This is a genomic window from Pantoea pleuroti (assembly GCF_014156615.1).
GTDB lineage: Bacteria > Pseudomonadota > Gammaproteobacteria > Enterobacterales > Enterobacteriaceae > Pantoea > Pantoea agglomerans.
The window spans coordinates 449,334-464,641 of record NZ_SBFD01000001.1 but is presented as its reverse complement, the minus strand read 5'-3'; the positions used below and the strand labels follow the sequence as shown (position 1 = coordinate 464,641).

At 49.9% G+C, this 15,308-nt stretch carries 10 protein-coding genes and 2 pseudogenes; 10 read left to right on the top strand and 2 right to left on the bottom strand.

The annotated features are described in order from the left end of the window. Positions 1 to 171: 171 nt before the first annotated feature. Positions 172 to 573 (top strand): annotated as a pseudogene (locus EPG66_RS02290) (LysR substrate-binding domain-containing protein); the annotation flags it as partial. Between the two features lie 14 nt (positions 574 to 587). Here EPG66_RS02290 and uraH read toward each other — a convergent pair. Then, a complete protein-coding gene (uraH, locus tag EPG66_RS02285; protein WP_031592308.1) occupies positions 588 to 1,010 on the bottom strand; it encodes a hydroxyisourate hydrolase in 423 nt (140 codons plus the stop codon). Positions 1,011 to 1,475: 465 nt separating this feature from the next. On the opposite strand from uraH, the gene EPG66_RS02280 reads away from it, so the two are divergent. The 9 genes and pseudogenes from EPG66_RS02280 (at position 1,476) to EPG66_RS02240 (ending at position 12,860) form a co-directional block, all read left to right on the top strand. After that, positions 1,476 to 2,720 (top strand): DsbA family protein, encoded by a 1,245-nt coding sequence (locus EPG66_RS02280; RefSeq protein WP_182685860.1) that lies wholly within the window; start codon positions 1,476 to 1,478, stop codon positions 2,718 to 2,720. Between the two features lie 395 nt (positions 2,721 to 3,115). After that, positions 3,116 to 4,135 (top strand): annotated as a pseudogene (locus EPG66_RS02275) (alpha/beta hydrolase). 1,732 nt (positions 4,136 to 5,867) lie between these two features. Next, on the top strand, positions 5,868 to 6,386 hold the full coding sequence (locus EPG66_RS22935; protein WP_227028290.1) for a helix-turn-helix domain-containing protein: 519 nt from the start codon (positions 5,868 to 5,870) through the stop codon (positions 6,384 to 6,386). A 20-nt stretch (positions 6,387 to 6,406) separates the two neighbouring features. Then, entirely contained in the window at positions 6,407 to 6,952 is a 546-nt protein-coding gene (locus EPG66_RS02265; protein ID WP_069026279.1) for a fimbrial protein, read from the top strand. 57 nt (positions 6,953 to 7,009) lie between these two features. Continuing rightward, complete coding sequence (locus tag EPG66_RS02260; RefSeq protein WP_182685859.1) at positions 7,010 to 7,756, top strand: fimbria/pilus periplasmic chaperone; 747 nt, start codon at positions 7,010 to 7,012, stop codon at positions 7,754 to 7,756. After that, positions 7,728 to 10,289, top strand: a complete 2,562-nt coding sequence (locus tag EPG66_RS02255) for a fimbrial outer membrane usher protein (RefSeq protein ID WP_039386599.1) — start codon at positions 7,728 to 7,730, stop codon at positions 10,287 to 10,289. The genes EPG66_RS02260 and EPG66_RS02255 overlap by 29 nt, the downstream gene beginning before the upstream one ends. Next, positions 10,267 to 11,619 carry a fimbrial usher protein StbD gene (stbD, locus tag EPG66_RS02250; RefSeq protein WP_163658579.1) on the top strand — a complete coding sequence of 451 codons (1,353 nt, stop codon included), beginning with the start codon at positions 10,267 to 10,269 and terminating at the stop codon, positions 11,617 to 11,619. The genes EPG66_RS02255 and stbD overlap by 23 nt, the downstream gene beginning before the upstream one ends. Beyond that, positions 11,585 to 12,301, top strand: a complete 717-nt coding sequence (locus EPG66_RS02245; RefSeq protein ID WP_182685857.1) for a fimbrial assembly chaperone — start codon at positions 11,585 to 11,587, stop codon at positions 12,299 to 12,301. Before stbD ends, EPG66_RS02245 begins: the two co-directional genes overlap by 35 nt. 223 nt (positions 12,302 to 12,524) lie before the next feature. Continuing rightward, entirely contained in the window at positions 12,525 to 12,860 is a 336-nt protein-coding gene (locus tag EPG66_RS02240) for a gamma-glutamylcyclotransferase family protein (RefSeq protein ID WP_039386593.1), read from the top strand. Between the two features lie 393 nt (positions 12,861 to 13,253). Here the strand turns inward: EPG66_RS02240 and EPG66_RS02235 are convergent, their stop codons facing one another. After that, positions 13,254 to 15,299 (bottom strand): FUSC family protein, encoded by a 2,046-nt coding sequence (locus EPG66_RS02235; protein ID WP_182685854.1) that lies wholly within the window; start codon positions 15,297 to 15,299, stop codon positions 13,254 to 13,256. Between the last annotated feature and the right edge of the window lie 9 nt (positions 15,300 to 15,308).

Below are 15,308 nucleotides of genomic sequence, written 5' to 3'. Positions count from 1 at the left end.
ACAGGGATTGATCCGTTAACGGTTCAGCCTGGCGCGCTTTGCTGCACACGCCCGGCGAACCGGGATTCTGCGTAACGGATAATGACAATCACCCGGGTCTGATATTCAGCTACAGGGTGACTGTCAGACCTGTGCCATTCCGACATCGACAAACAGTTCTGCGGCATTGAGTTTGGTGTGCCCGCCTATCCTGATGAACTGCGCAACGGTCACAGGCTGGTGAGTTATCTCTCGCCGCAAACCGGCAAGCCATTTCCGCTTCGGTTCGAACGTCAGGGAGAGAAAATTGAGATCACCTGTGCGCATCGCATTGGCGTCAATGAAAGCAACGCGCATCTGGCCGCGGGACTGGCAGGGCCTGGGATCATTCAGACATTTGATTATTCGCTGTCGTCGATTCTGCTGCAGGGAGAAATGGTTGAGATTCTGCACGAATGACGTCCTGCGGGTTATCCGTTTCATCTGGTTTATCCGCAAAACCGGCACGTGACGCAACGGTTTCGGGTATTTATCGACTGGCTGGTGGAGTGCTTTCTGGCGCGGGTAGCGGGAGAGGGGAAATCCGGCACCTGAGTGCCGGATCGGAATCAGTTGCCGCGATAGGTAGAGTAACCAAACGGGCTCAGCAGCAACGGGATGTGGTAGTGCTCACCGCTGGCTTCCATGTTGAACTCAACCGGGATCTCCGGGAAGAAGGTTTTCTGGTTGTTCTTTTTATAGAAGTCACCGGTTTTAAACACCACGCGGTAGCTTCCCGCGCTGGCCATTTTGTCCTGCGGGAACAGGGCGCTGATGCGACCATTGTTATCGGTGACGCCTGACGCCAGTTTTACCCAGTTATCCTGCTGCTTCTGATCCAGTTCAACTTCGATGCCTGCCGTTGGCTGGCCAGTTTGCAGGTTAAGAACGTGCACGCTCAGTGGGTTTTTAGCGGTAGCAGGCTGAGCTGCGATAGCGGATGCGCCAGAGGTCATCAGTAATGTTGCGATCAAGGCATATGAAGTTTTCATCAATGTTTCCTTTATTGATTGTCTGAAGTCGGGTGACAGTGCAGAGAGAGTAATGTGCCTGAGGGCAAAGAAATAATTAGCCGCAGGAAATGTGAAATTTCTGAGAAGAGAGTATGTTTTTAGTTACATCATACAAAACTGTTTCATTTATTAATCAACCCTTGTGCGGCTATTGCTCATCAGCAGGAAAAAAGGCGTCAGCTTCGCCGATACTCAATTCAGTCACAAAAGCAGGGCAGTTACCTGCTTAACTCTGCTTTATATGACTTAAGTCAATAAGTTACAGGATCAGCTAATGAAAATAGCCAGAGCGGCGCTGCATCATAAGCAGCGCCGCGCTTTTTTGTCATCACTGTTGTCCTGCTCTGGCATTGCAGCGCAGGCGATCTCTTACAGGCGCTGCCGGGAAGGAACATCAGGCAGCCAGGCTTCAGAGTGATGACCTCACATTCAGGACGACAAGTAATGAGAATGAATAAACTGGCGCTGGCCATTATGTTACTGGCTGGCGCTAACGGCGTTTCAACTGCAATGGCGGTAGAGTTGTCAGCTTCTGATCCCGCAGACAAAAGCGTCGTAGGCACCCAACCTGAACCTGCAGCATCCGCTGTTTCACAGCCGGACACGAGCTCGCAACCGCCAGCCATTTCTGATTCGCCAGCCACGTCAGCGACACCAGACGCTTCGGCACTGCAGCAACCCGCTGATTCCGTAGCAACAGCGTCATCCGGACCCACAGCAGCAGAGCAAGAGTCTGTCGCGACTGCGCCAGTCGCTGCATCCGGTTCGGCTCCGGCACCCCAGGAAGCCACGATAGGTGCGCCGGTTCAGCCACAATCTGACAGTAATAAACCTTCACCGGCTGTTAATCCGACAGCTGATGCACCTTCCGCGGCAGAAAAGAGTGAGCCGCATCCGGCGGCAATAGCAGAGCCGCACAAAACGGATGGGGATATCCCGCAGAAACCTGCTGAGACTCCAGCCACCGCCGATGAACCGCTGTTTACACCTGAACAGGAAGCCCGTATTGGCGAAATAGCGAAAGCCTGGCTGCTGAAGCACCCGGAATTCCTGATTGAAGTCGATCAGAAACTGCAGAAAATTCAGTATGACGAGCAGATGAAAGCGATGACCACTGCGGCAATTCAACATCAGGATGAATTGCTGAATGATAAAACGGTGCCTGCCATTGGGCCTGAGAACGCTAAAGTCGCGGTTATAGAATTCTTCGATTATCAGTGCAGTGTCTGTGCCCGTCAGGCACCCGTCATTCAGTCATTGATGAAAAATAATCCTCAGGTGCGCTTTATTTTTAAAGAGTGGCCGATTTTTGGCTATCGCTGGAAACCCTCTTTTGAAGCAGCCGAAACAGGTTTAAGAATCTGGCAGCAAAAGGGCGGCGATACCTATATGAATTACCACAATGCACTGTTTGCCAGTGGTCATATTGAAGGGGCGCTGACACACAAAGATGTCACTAAGGCGGTTTCTGCAGCGGGTGCCGGTAAGTTAAAAAACAACGATATGCTCGGCACATTGTCGCGCACGGATATCCTGGCGAAAAATTCAGGCTTTCAGGGCACGCCGGGAATCATTGTGATGCCTGTAGCGGGTGCGACCGCAGAGACCGTAACGGTATTCCCTGGTGGCGCAATGGAATCGATGCTGCAGGATGCGATCGATAAAGCTCAGGGTCAGGCCGGTGACTGACAGCGGCATATACAGAATCATCTCGTCAGTTATCAACTGCCTGACATGTATCGACTCGCAGGCGGGCTGTTTTCCGGCGCGAATGGCATGAGAAAGTGAATCCGGCACGCCTGATCAGCGAGATAGGGTATCGATCACCGTTGGCGTCCATGCTGAACTTAACCAGAAAAGTACCATGCTTTTAACTTTTTTAGTCGTTCAGGCGTCGTGCTTAATTGCTGAAAATCGATACAGATAGCAGCAAAGTAGTTTGTTAATGGCGAAAGTAGTCAGAAGGGGTAAAGACATCACATAAATAGCGTGCTATTTAGTAGTTTACAATAAAGATTCGCCGTGTCATTGTCGCGCCAACCAGATAGCACACTACTTAATAGCAAGTTAATTGGAGTCCTGTGATGAAAATGAAACTGATCGCCAGTGCATTATTGTTAGCCAGCCAGATGAGTACCGTGTTTGCTGCACCCACTGAAAACAGTCCGCAACCGACCGCAGGCGTGGCCGCTTTCCTGAAGGCGCTCAACAGCGGAAGTGGTAAACCTATTGAGCAACTCCCCGTCAAAGATGCCCGAGCAGTGTTGACGGGTGCGCAGAAGGGCGCAGAACTGCCGCCGGCACAGATTTCACAGAAGATCATCACTATACAGGGCAAGCCTCTGACGCTGACCATCGTTAAGCCCGGGCACGCCAGCAGCACCTTGCCGGTGTTTATGTTCTTCCACGGCGGTGGCTGGGTGCTGGGTGATTTTCCGACCCATGAGCGACTGGTACGTGACATGGTGAATGCATCCGGCGCTGCTGCGGTATTTGTCAATTATCAACCATCACCAGAAGCCCATTTCCCGGTGGCAATTACTCAGGCCTATGAAGCCACTAAATGGGTCGCCGAACATGGCGCTGAAATTGGCGTTGACGGAAAACGTCTTGCGCTGGTTGGTAATAGCGTCGGCGGTAACATGGTGGCGGCGGTAGCCTTGCAGGCGAAACAATTTAAAACGCCGGCCATCCGTTAGGATGTGATGCTGTGGCCGGTTACCGATGCGCGTTTCGACACCGCGTCGTATGATCAATTTGCTGACGGTCATTTCCTGACGAAAAACATGATGAAGTGGTTCTGGGATAACTACGCCGTTTCGGAAAAAGATCGTAATAACATCCTGGCATCACCGCTGCGCGCCACGACTGAACAGCTGAAGGGGCTGCCGCCAACGCTGATTCAGACTGCGGAGCTGGATGTGTTACGTGATGAAGGTGAAGCGTTCGGTCGTAAGCTGGATGCAGCAGGCGTGCCGGTTACCGTGACGCGCTACAATGGCATGATTCATGATTACGGTTTGCTGAACGCGTTAAGTCAGGAACCCACGGTCATAACAGCTATTAATCAGGCGGGTGAAGAGTTGCATTCGCATCTCAAATAATTGACCGGTCATGAAACCAACCCCGGACCGAATCGTCGTCCGGGGTTGGTTTCAGGCAGTAAGTTTGAAGGAATCAGTTCGAAAGCGCAGGGCAGTGCCATTGGTGGAATACCAGGAAAGAACGGAGCAGAATCCAGGGCGATAAATGCACTGTTAATATCTTATTTAACATAATATACATTATGCGCACATTGATTATGATCGGGAGCGTGATGCACTATTGTATGGTCTGCTCACCATTTTGGGCTGATCCTGACTGTTTTCCTCTGTACAGCAAAATCTGTCAGAAAAGATCACAATGTCTGCCTGACCTTGTTACTGTCGCTTACTCTGTTCCGAAACTGAAATAATGTGATGCTATGTTATTCAGCATGGCTTTCCCTGCGGGACATCTTCTTCAGTGACTCTACACGCTATCCTCTCATCAACAAACCTGATATCGGAGATTTGCAGCCGGACGATGCAATGACGACTTCGCCCTTTGCGGCTGGCTGGATGCACTGCTGCGCATTCTGACCGTTTCTCTACTCACTTAAGCAGTGACGTCGCTACGTGAAAATTAGCGCATTCATCAGGGCTGTCGTCCACAAAAATGCTGTAGAGGCGTCTATGCATCACCGCTTATGTTCATCCTCGTTGTCTGCCGTGCGTACCACTAAATTGTCGTAAACGCGTCCCCGTGTAGCTACGCTTTCTTTACTCCGTTCCTTGCCAGGTTAATCCTGTAATGATCAAAAAAGCCTGAGTCAGCTTTCTGCTGGCTGTCTGGTCAGCCGGACTCATACCAGCTATTCGCATTGCGATTGCACGGCTGTCACCGTAACGCAGTGATGCTTTTGCCCTGAGCCTTGAAAATAAGAGTCAGTGACATCCGGTCGTTTTCAGCACTATCAGCGACACACAAAATGAGGTGTAACGTCCCTGCTCTGTCCTGTCATCCATTAACTACCTTGTCTTTTATTATAATCTGACAAAAAAGCAGAACGTAAATTTCGCACAGCAAGAATGATTATTCGCATACAAAATCTGAATAATAATCCCCGGGAAAGAAATAAATATAGATCTCTTTTCTTTTAATGACACTGCCCAAAATAGTGATGTTCCCATACACTAAATAACTGATTTAGATCAATATTTATAGGAAGAGTGTCAATTAACATCTTTGTTACCAGGATTTTTCTTAATTAAATGTTATATGAGCTATAAATATCGTCGCTAATTTTTTATTAAACCTCTTTAAAATACACATCGTTTCAATGGAATAAGGGGGTAAGTACTAATAGATTCAGTAAAGAAATAACTTATCAAAGCCATTACAGTGATTCTTAAATACAAGATTTATCTCTGATCAAAATTCACTCATATTTAGCTTTGAGTGCGGAATTTTTATTGATCAAAGTGGCGATATTTGCGAAATATTCCTAACGGACGTAAAAAAATCCTGGTCTCTCAGTGTTGCTGTGGGAGTCGTCGTCTTTTTTGTCCCGAATTTTCAACAAATATTACTCCCGCCCGTGGAGGTGGCTCCTTAAGAAAAATCTGAATGAAGGAAATAGCGGATAATTTTCATCGCCTTGAAATGCGGAGATTTTTATCGATAAAATAATCACAACTCTCGCAACAACGCCAAAATATTATGATAAAGATAACCAGAGAGGAAATTCGCTGCGCCAGTTGTAAATATGGCTGTGATCTCACCCATCGCGCATCAGACATTTATAGCAGATGTCCATTGCAAAAAATCACCACATGGCCGGGAGGAAATCATTTTTTCTCTTCATCCATACTCAGCATGGTCGCTGGAAAATATGAGAGTCTCTTTTGCAGAGGTTGTGTATTCGTTGACTTCTCAAGAGAAAATGTCAGGTATTTTACCAATAGCAACTGGATTGAGTATTTGAAACATACGGGATTAATGCTGATTATCGTCAGTGATCGCCATATGGAGCCGCTTGCGGCGTACTGGCAAAAAGAGGACCTGCGTATACAAACTGTGATTTATGCCGATTTGTCTCTGGAGGAGATAAACAGACAAATCCAGGGCTGTTATTTCGGTTTAAAAGGCGAGGTCAGGAAAAAAGTCAATGCACTTAAACAGGATGAAGTTCGGTTCCTTGATCTGGCGATGAACGGGCTGTCACTGCCGATTATTGCCAGAGAAATGGGAGTTGAAGTCAAGCGTGTTTATAACATCAAAGATGCCATTCGCCGGAAAATGGGCATCAGCCTCAACCAGTTATTTTCCGCATAATTATGATAAAGGAGTATTAAATGAACACCAAATTCAGAACGCTTAATCTTGCTGTGTTAATGAGTGCCGGGCTGGTGTCAGCCAGTGTGTTTGCAGCTTCAGATAACACCATCAACTTTCAGGGAGAAGTGACCACTGAAACCTGTTCTGTTTCCGTAAATGGCAACAATGCGTCCCCTGTCGTGCTGCTGCCAACGGTCAGTACTACGGACCTTGCTGCCTCTGGTGCAACTGCGGGTGATACCACCTTCACCGTAGGCGTTAGCGGCTGCGCCGGGGACAGTACCTCTGCCACCAAAATCTCGACGGTGTTTGTGGGGAATAACGTTAGCGCTGCCGGTAATTTATCTAACACCGGAACCGCAAAAAATGTTGAGGTACAAATCCTCGATCCGAAAGATGCGGTGGTTAATCTGACCAGTGGTTATACCGGCAGCGGTGATCTGACACTTAAGACCGGTGAAACTTCTGGCTCTGCCACCTACTCTGCCCGTTATTACGCATCAGGCACGCCAACGGCGGGTACCGTTACCGCATCACTGCAATATGCCGTGACTTACCAGTAATATTTTTCGTGCGTATCTGGATAGCCAGATACGCACGCCACGCTTGAGATATCCGACATGTATTCGCGCATTATGCTGTTCCCATTAAAAATGGTAATACTGATTTTTTTGATGACGTTTATTTCGGATAACGTCCAGGCAAGCGTCACTATTCTTGGCAGCCGAATTATTTATCCGGGTAATGCTCTCTCCGTCGATGTTCAGTTAAAGAACAACGATAATATTCCTTATGTCATTCAGGCCTGGCTTGATAATGGCAATATGGATTCGCAACCTGGCGATAAGAGTGACGTACCTTTCATTATCACGCCACCGCTGTTTCGGATCCAGCCCCTGACCGGCCAGGTTTTAAGAATCCGATTCATACCTAATGTCTCATTACCACAGGATCGCGAGACGATTTACTGGTTCAACTCCCTGCAGATCCCCCCTGGTAATATTCAGGTGGAATCAGGCCGTAACAGTATTGTTTTAATGTTACGTAACCGCATGAAACTCTTTTATCGTCCTAAAGCGATTGGTCAGCCGGTTAATGTTTTCGACGGTGTAAAAGTAACGATGCAAAAAGAGGGAGTTGAAATCAACAACACTCAACCCTGGTATCTCTCACTTACAGAGGTTTCAATAAAAACAGCAGGCAAAAAAATAGCCTGCGAAGCCGAAATGATTGCGCCCTTTGCCAAAAAAGTAGTCAGGTGTAAACCGGCAACGCACTCTTTATCAGCTAATAGCGTGATTTCTCTTTCAGCAATGAATGACCAGGGAGCTAAAGTCAGTGAAGACTATCCGATTGCAGGCAGGTAATATCCGCATCTTTTTTTTGCCTCTCTGTGCATCATTTACTTTTTCAACGTATGGACACGCTGATGAATACTATTTCGATCCTTCGCTGTTTAAAGGTTCCGCCTTTGGCCAGAATATTGATCAGTTTAACCATCAGACTATCGCCCCCGGCAACTATTATGTCGATATCTATGTTAACAATAAGCTGGTTAAAAGCGGCGTCACCCTGAACTTTCTGTCAGCAGAGAAAGGTCAGCCGATAGAACCTTGTCTCCCGCTGAAGGTGGCTGAATCATTAAGCCTTAAGTCACTGAATAAATCCTCAGCCAGCGAGGGCTGTCAGCCCTTGCGTCACTGGTCATCAGCGGCTCGCTGGCAATTTGATCAGGCTTCACTGCGGCTGCAGTTCACCATTCCGGATGCGGAGTTAATTCATCTGCCCAGGGGAAATATTCCCGTCGCCGAATGGGATAAAGGGATCTCCGCCCTTTTCATCCGGCATAACACCAATTATAGCTGGACGGAAAATACCGCTTCCGGTTACAGATACCAGTATCTCTGGAGTGGCATCACGGCGGGCACTAATATTGATAACTGGCAGCTGCGCCATCAGGGCAATCTGCGGTTTATCGACAATAACGTTACCGGCAGCGATGTTCGCTACACAACGGTCAGAACCTGGCTTCAGCGCCCCATTGAACCGCTGAACAGTCTGCTGACACTGGGCGACAGCTATACAGAAAGTTCGCAGTTTGGCAGCCTTTCTTATAATGGTATTAAGCTCACTACCGATGAAAGGATGCGTCCGCAAAGCCGGCGTGGTTATGCGCCCGAAATTCGCGGTGTGGCCTCCTCCAGTGCCCGGGTTATCGTCAGGCAACTGAATCGCGTTATTTATGAGACCAGCGTGGCGCCTGGTCCCTTCGTTATCAACGATTTGTACAATACCCGTAGCCAGGGCGATCTCGATGTTGAGATTATTGAAGCCAATGGCAAAACGTCCTCGTTTACCGTTCCTTATGCCTCCGTTCCTGATTCGGTCAGGCCGGGAAACTGGCATTACTCGGTTGCACTAGGTCGGGTACGGCAATTCTACTCAGTTAATAACACCTTCTTCGAAGGGCTGTTGCAGCGCGGTATCAGTAACCGACTGACCGCTACGGCAGGATCGCGGCTAGCTCAGGACTATCAGGCCTGGCTGCTTGGCGGTGTCTGGACTTCGGCAGTGGGCGCAGTGGGATTAAACACCACCTTTTCTGATGCAAAGGTCGCACAGAACAGAAATGCTTCGGGATGGCGCGCCGAGCTGAGCTACAGCAAAACCTTTGCAACCGGCACCAACCTGGTCCTGGCCGCCTATCGTTACTCAACCAGCGGTTATCGCGACCTGCAGGATGTGCTGGGCGTTCGGCGCCAGCAGGACAATGGCATCAGTTACTATTCAGATACGCTGCATCAGCGTAATAATTTTTCTGTGACCCTGAGTCAGTCAATGGCCGATTATGGCTTAATCAGCCTGAGCGGCAGCACGGCAGATTACTATAATAACCGGTCACGTATTACTCAGCTTCAGTTAGGTTACAGCAACAGCTGGAATAACATCAGTTACAGTCTCAACGTTGCCCGTCAGCGTACTACCTGGAATTATGATCGTTTCGGGCTGAACCTGGACGATGGTGATAACTCATACCGCGAGAAATATACCGAAAATACCGTTTCACTGAATGTCTCGGTTCCGCTGAACTGGGGCAATCACACTACCTCAGTGGCCTATAACTACAATCAGTCTAAAGAAACGCGCAATTCAACTCTCTCACTGACCGGTTCATCTGGCGAGAACAACCAGCGATCCTGGTCCCTGTACGGTGGAACCGAAAATACGCAAAGTAATAGCGGCCACCGTGTCTCGTTCGGCGGAAATATTCAGCAGAATACGCGCGCAGGCGCGGTCAGAGCGAATTATGGTCAGGGGGATAATTATCGCCAGGCTGGATTAGGGCTTTCTGGTACGTTGTTGATTCATCGCGGCGGCATTACCGCCGGACCTTATACCAGCGACACTTTTGCGCTGATCCATGCGGATGGTGCCCAGGGCGCCAGTGTACGCAATGGACAGGGTGCCGTCATTGATCATTTTGGTTACGCTATCCTGCCGTCGCTGACGCCATATCAGGCCAACACCGTCAGCCTTGATACACGCTATATGAATGCTGATGCCGAATTAAGCGGCGGAAGCCAGCGCGTTGTGCCCTATGCCGGTTCCGTTACCCGAATTAATTTTGCCACGCTGCAGGGTAAGGCCGTCTTAATCGCGCTCAAAAATGAAGATCATGAAATCCCGCCAATGGGCACCGAGGTCCGTGATGCTGATAATACCGTGATAGGTATTGTGGGCCAGGGTGGGCAATTATATGCACGTGTACCGCATGACTCTGGAACCTTAAAGGTAAACTGGGAATATAAGGGCAATAAAACATGTTTTGTTAATTATCAAATAACCGGTCGCGTGAATGAGAATATTGTTCGCCTGGATGCTGTCTGCCATAAGGGTTAAACGTGTGAGAATCGAAAAATATTTCCTGTATATCTTATTATTGCTGTTCAATGTACCCGTCTGGGCTAATTGCAGCGTTGTTACCGCCACGTCCTCGTTGTCTCAAAGCGCGATTGCAGCAGGCTATACCGCCGCAAACTGGACCGGCGCCTGCGACACCTGCTCAGGGAATGTGGGCCTGCCATCTGTGATCAGCATCAATAGCGGAAAGACCTTTCAGCCCTCTGGCACACTGCTGGCCAGTTCGGTAGGCAGCTTTCTTTCATCGGCCAGCAATGTTCCCTATTCAGCTAACCAGATTCTTTATCGCTGCGCCGTGGCAGATGCAGACAGTTTGTATGAGATGTATGCCACCAATGGCGACAGCCCCTATGCCGGTCAATATATTACCTCTGAAGTGGACGGCGCCTATTATGATGTCGCTGCAAATGTGGCCGTCAGGCTAACTAACCTTACAACTGGCGAATATTACAGTCGCTACTGGAAAGCCCGACAACTGACAGCCAGTGACTGGTATTCTGATGGCACCTATATTTATATTCCGGCCAGTGCTTTCAGCAATGTGCTGTATGAAATGTTTAAAATAGACTCTACGCGCTATTACGCCAGCAACAGCAATCGCTATGTGGACAACTGGACACAACCTCGCGGATATATTGCTTTTAAAGGACCAGGCCTGGATACCAATAATCTGAAAGTGGGCCAGGATAGTCTCTCTTACTGGTATGGTTTTTATCGTAACTGGCCCGCCGCCTGGAGCACCTTCTCAAATGTCACCTATGTGCGTGGCGCGCTATGCGAAGTGCAGGATTATCCTTCGGTGGTGCTGCTGCCTACCGTAAGCGTGAATACTCTTGCAGTGGGCGGGAAAAGTCAGGCTCCTTTTAATATCACTATCCAGTGTGAGTCCGGTGCCATCTCCGGCATCAGTACATCGACGATCACGTCAGCAAATGTTGCTATGGGCTTTCTCGTTAACCAGTCAAATGCGGTGACGCAGGCAAGAAATCTGGGGCTGACGACGGCTGGCGGCGGATTAACCTGGCTGCTGGATAGCCGCTATGGTAGCAGCGCTGCCGCCTCCGGCGTCGGTATAAAAATTTATGACAGTCATAATATGGCGCTCAACTTACTGCCTGACAGAACAGTGACGGGCACGGGCAACAGCCGTGGCTGGTATGCCTATAAAGATTTAACGTCGCAAATCTCCTCAGGAGGCGCTGATATTTACAGCGGTGATTTCACCGCCTCTCTTGAAGCGCTCAGCGGGCAAACTATTACAGCAGGAACAGTCAATGCGCAGTTACAGGTTGTGGTCAGTTTTCAGTAACGTCGTAGTGCTATCTGGCGTCCTGCTCTCATTCAGCGTCTGGGCGGTGGTCAATGTGGATAAAACCCGGATCGTTTTCAATCAATCGGATCTGACTCAGTCGGTTAACGTCGTCAACAGCGGCGAAAACGAAACGTATTTGCAAATCTGGACAGATGACGGTGATCTGACTCTCTCACCCGACGCCAGCATTACGCCTGTCATAGTCATACCGCCGGTTGTAAAAATGTTTCCAGGAGAAATGCGATCGTTGCGTCTGGTACTCACTTCACGTCAGGCGCTGCCCGCGGACAAAGAGAGCCTCTACTGGTTAAATATTTATCAGATCCCTGCGCTGAAAAAAGAGCTTAACGCGGCTGAACGTAAAGTGTTGTTACCGCTGCGAATCCGGCTAAAAATCTTTATACGGCCTGAGGGACTAAACGCCCCGCTGACCACCGATCCGGAAAAGCTCCGTTTCGCGGTAAAGGGGAATAAAATCGCCATAACCAACCCTACTCCCTGGTTCATGAGCATGAATGTCTATTCTGAAGGTCAGCAATCAATAAAAAATCTCACTCTTGCCCCACAATCTGATGCTTACATTGACAGTCACACTCCGCCTAAACCCGGTGAGTCAGTGAGTTATGCGGTGATCAATGACCAGGGGGTTCCGGTTAATTACACGACAACCTTGAAGTAACAGGACGTGAGTGCCCTCTGCTGACAGGCAGATGGCACTTAAACCGACCTTTTGCGGCAGTCCAGGGCGTCGCTACATGAATTCTGCGCATTTGATGGGGCTGGCAGTACGCAGAATTTACCTACGCATGGCGTTTTGAGAAGCTGAAGAGGCAGTTCCGCAAGACAATCCATTTTTGTCACGTTAAAGTTGCTGGCTTCCACTGTTTCAACGACGAGAAAAAATGAAACGCTTATTTGTCTATGGCACGCTCTGTCCGGGCCGTGAGAATGCCCATATCCTGGAAAATATTGGCGGAGAATGGCTGGCCGGTTCGGTGAACGGCACCTTCTATCAGCGCGGCTGGGGCGCAGCGGCTGATTTTCCGGGCATCGTTCTGGATGAGCATGGCCCCGACGTGCCGGGTTATCTGTTTCTCTCCGACCAGTTGGATGCCCACTGGCCGATGCTGGATGCATTTGAAGATGGCTATGATCGCGTCGAGGTTTGTGTTTCTGCCGAGGATAATCGGCAATACAGTGCGTGGATTTATCAGCTCCAGCCGCAGGATAACAGCTGAGTTATTACCGTTGAACGTTTCCTGCATGCACCCTGCTTTCGTGCATTGAGATGCGCGCGCCCTGCTCTTATTGCAGGCTTCTGGCGCATCGGGACGCGTTTATGGCCGGTATCAACCAGGCGTGTCTGGCTAGAGAATTGAAAATGTAACAGACTGAATTAAAAGCGGTATAATGCCTGCGCTTCACGCTCAGGCCATTGCTGGCCATTTTTACCAACCAACCAACCTTTCCACTCAGCTGATCTTATTTTCCTGTCAGACATGATAAACAGGCACGCTGCGTGACTTCTTATCTAAATAAAAGCTAATGTATGATGTAACTAAAATACTGTCATCCGCTTTGGTCCCGGCAAGCGCTCTCTTAGCCCCACCAGCCAGTCCTGTTATACCGGGTTAATCTGGCCAGCGTTGATGTGGAAACAGTGATACCCGAATATTAAACAGATGGATTAAGGGCGCAACAGCCACACTCTCCTGTCGGGCGATCGGCTCCAGTCTTAGCAGCAACAGATCCAGCTCTTCCAGCAGATCCTGATGTGGTGCTAACTGCAGCGACTTCATCTTGCGCTTCAGGTATAGCGCCAGCTCGTGAAACATCTGACCACTATCAATCTGATGACTCTCCAGCACCTCACGATAACGTGCGTAGAAGTCATAACAGTTGGCGCCCAGCCAGGTTTCAGTAATCAGATAGCCCCCCACCACGATATCCGGCACCGGATCGAGCCTTTTACGCGGCAGAATGATATTCACCCGGTCGAGCATCCGCGCAATAAATTGCTGCCGTGACAGTAGCGTGGCGGAATTTCGCTCCACCATTTTAATAAACCCTAACAGATCGCGCAGTCCCCGTTGCACCGCTCTTCTGGCGATCCATGACGGCCGTTTGTTGCGAATCAACGCCGTCAGCACCACCGCAAACATAATCCCCACCATCGAGGAGATGGCCGCATTCAGCGTGACGATCAGATTGGGGACATAGTGATGGCTTAAGCCGATAAAACCGGGGATCTGAATGGCGACACTCAGCCCCACCAGATTGGTCGCCGGATTAGCAATGACCAGGCTCAGCAGCATCAGACCGGGCAGCAGTATGATCATCAGCGCCTGTAAGGTATTGGCCTGCGGGATCAGAAAAGCGATGTAGAACAGGCTGACCACCAGCGCAATCATCACCCCTTTCACGAACAGCTTCATTGGCGTTACCGGGGAATCGACACCAGCAAAAAATGAACTGATGATCGCCGCCATTAGAGGTGCATTCGCCCCATCGGCCCAGCCGCTGCCGATCCAGAACAGGCTGGAGAGGAAAGTCGCCAGAAATGCCGTCAGCGCGGACAGGCGTAACAGTCCCTTGTCGATATGCCGGTGTTCCCGGATATTGCGGATCGCCGCCCCATCCCCGTGGCTGTAGAGATCCCCTGCGCGCGCACTGACATTCTCATAAGCATCGGCAATGCGCACAAAGTTAGCCAGCCGCTCCAGCAGCCCGATCAGCAGCAGGCTCTCTTCGGTTGCCAGCAGCCCTGCCCGCCATTCGTGTTCCAGGGTTGCCTGACTGGCAGCAATCGCTTCACGTAGTCCGGCAATATCGTTAATCCGGTCGTGATGCAGCCACAACAGAAACTGCTGAAACATGTCGGTGACGCACGGCGGAAAACGAATATTCAGTTCGGCCAGCACACCCAGCCGTGACTCAATCGCGGTCAGTGTCGGCAGCAGATAAGTCAGATGCTGATACTGTACGCTGACCAGACGGATGACATTACGCGCCGCTTCGCCCTCATAGACGCAGTGGGTCAGCAGCGTTTCAACATTCAACGGATAACCCGCCATCTGAATCAGGATATCTTCCCGCTCCAGCGATTTGTTCTTTGCCACTCCGCTGATCAATTCATCACAGAGTTTGCGCGCGTTCTGAAACCAGAGATTAACGCTCTGCCCCAGCAGATGATGCATCGAAACCGGAAACACCAGCCGGTGAACCAGCGTGCTGCAAAGGATGCCCAGCGTAATCTCCTCAATACGTGAAACTACGGTGTTGATGATTGCCGACGGTGACTCCACGTCAGGAAAGCCCATAATCGCCGCGCTGTAGCCGGCCAGCATAAAGATATAGCTCTTCGGCGTGCGGTCATGCAGAGAGAGCCAGAGGCAAACCGTCACCCACAGCGATACGCCCAGGCTGAATAACACTGGCGACTGCACCGTTTCGGGGTAAATCAGCAGAATAAAGATGCCGCCCAGCAGCGTGCCCAGCAGGCGAAACAGCGATTTCGAGACGGTCGATGCTGCATAGAGTTGCGAGGTGACAAACACCGTGGTCAGCGCCCAGGCGGGTTTTTCGAAGTTAAGAATGAGCGCCACAGAGAGTGCGATAAACGCGGCAAGGGAGGTTTTGCAGGCAAACAAAACCGCGTTTTTGGTAAACCATTTCATCGAATGAGA

What these genes read in the sequence shown, in the direction of transcription:
- uraH (WP_031592308.1), bottom strand. Translation starts at nt 1,010, where the DNA reads ATGAAAACTTCATATGCCTTGATCGCAACATTACTGATGACCTCTGGC.
- EPG66_RS02260 (WP_182685859.1), top strand. Translation starts at nt 7,010, where the DNA reads ATGTATTCGCGCATTATGCTGTTCCCATTAAAAATGGTAATACTGATT.
- EPG66_RS02280 (WP_182685860.1), top strand. Translation starts at nt 1,476, where the DNA reads ATGAGAATGAATAAACTGGCGCTGGCCATTATGTTACTGGCTGGCGCT.
- EPG66_RS02265 (WP_069026279.1), top strand. Translation starts at nt 6,407, where the DNA reads ATGAACACCAAATTCAGAACGCTTAATCTTGCTGTGTTAATGAGTGCC.
- EPG66_RS02245 (WP_182685857.1), top strand. Translation starts at nt 11,585, where the DNA reads ATGCGCAGTTACAGGTTGTGGTCAGTTTTCAGTAACGTCGTAGTGCTA.
- EPG66_RS02235 (WP_182685854.1), bottom strand. Translation starts at nt 15,299, where the DNA reads ATGAAATGGTTTACCAAAAACGCGGTTTTGTTTGCCTGCAAAACCTCC.
- EPG66_RS02240 (WP_039386593.1), top strand. Translation starts at nt 12,525, where the DNA reads ATGAAACGCTTATTTGTCTATGGCACGCTCTGTCCGGGCCGTGAGAAT.
- stbD (WP_163658579.1), top strand. Translation starts at nt 10,267, where the DNA reads ATGCTGTCTGCCATAAGGGTTAAACGTGTGAGAATCGAAAAATATTTC.